We start from the raw sequence: 1,520 nt of genomic DNA, 5'->3' as shown, positions 1-1,520 counted from the left end.
CCCTCCCACATTGGACCGGGTTCTCACTCTACATCTTGTAAAACCAGACACATCCCCCTAGCTTATGCGCCCCCCGCCCCGCGCTTTAAGGCCCTGCCCCCATGGTTTTGCGTTTTCGTCCCGTCGTCACTTCACGTTTCGCCCTCGGCCTGCTGCTCAGCGGTAGCATCGGCAACAGCCTGGCGGCGGAGGTAGAACTCCCGGCGGTGCAGGTCCAGGGACAGGAAGAAGCCGGTTATCACACCGACACGGCCTCGGTCGGTGGCTTCAATGAAACGCCTTTGCTCGATACACCCGCCTCGATCACGGTGATCAACGCCGCGCTGATCAAGGACCAGCAGGCGCGCCTGCTCAGTGAGGTGCTGCGTAACGACGCCTCGGTGGGTGACAGCTACGCCCCGATTGGCTACTACGAAAACTTTGTGGTGCGCGGCTTTTCGCTGAACGCGGCGAGCAGCTACAAGATCAACGGGCGCACCATCACCGGTGAGCAGAATGTCGCGCTGGAAAACAAGCAACAGGTGGAAGTGCTCAAGGGCCTGGCCGGGTTGCAGAGCGGGATCTCCGAACCCAGCGGCGTGATCAACTACATAACCAAACGCCCGGAAGACGTGCGCTCGGTCACCGTCTCCACCGACGATCGTGGCAGCGGTTATGTGGCCACCGACGTCGGCGGCTGGTTTGGCAGCGAACAGCAATTCGGCCTGCGCGCCAACGTGGCCCATGAAGACCTGCATTCCTATGTGGAGCACGCCAATGGCCAGCGCGATTTCGTGTCCCTGGCCTTCGACTGGAACATCAGCCCCGATGCCGTGCTGCAACTGGATGCGGAATACCAGAACAAGCAACAGCGCTCGGTGCCGGGTTATCAGTTGTTGGGTGGCACCGAGGTGCCCCATGACGCCTCGCCGAAAAAATTGCTCGGACATCAGACCGGCTCCCATCAGGTCGGCATCGATTCACTGAACCTCAATGGCAAGTTCGAGTACCGCTTCAGCGATCAATGGAAAGGCAGCCTCAGCGCGGCCCATAGCAAGGTAGTGATCGACGATTACAGTTCGTTTGCGTGGGGCTGTTATTACGTGGCCGATTGCGGCAAGAACACGTTCAGCCCTAAGGGTGATTACGACATCTACGACTACCGCAGCCCCGACGACACCCGCCGTGACGACGAAGTGCAAGCGGCGATGACCGGGCTGTTCGACACGGCGGGCCTGGGCCATGAGCTGACGTTCGGCACCAGTGCGTTTCGCCGGGTGATCGATAAGCGCAAGTCGGTCAACGAATACATCGGCAGTGGCAATATCAACGAAGACGCGCCTGGCTTCACGCCCACCGACAAACCCCTGAACCCCAGCCACCGCAACCTCGACAGCCGCCAGTACGGCCTGTTTGTCACCGACCGCATTCGCTTCAATGAGCAATGGCAAACCATTGTGGGTGGCCGCGAAGTGCGCCTGGATGAAAAAGCCTTCGACAGCGATGGCAACCCGACGCGCCATACCCAGCAATACGTGTTC

General features: G+C 60.2%; 1 protein-coding gene. It reads left to right on the top strand.

The genetic code is table 11. From position 1 onward, the window contains the following. Nucleotides 1-101 precede the first annotated feature (101 nt). A partial coding sequence (locus ACRESD_RS07960) for a TonB-dependent siderophore receptor (RefSeq protein ID WP_431750422.1) occupies nt 102-1,520 on the top strand: 1,419 nt, incomplete at its 3' end.

The sequence above is a fragment of the Pseudomonas sp. genome, from assembly GCF_050739995.1.
Classification (GTDB): domain Bacteria; phylum Pseudomonadota; class Gammaproteobacteria; order Pseudomonadales; family Pseudomonadaceae; genus Aquipseudomonas.
The sequence above is the reverse complement of the archived record's forward strand: the minus strand, read 5'-3'. Positions and strand labels throughout refer to the sequence as shown.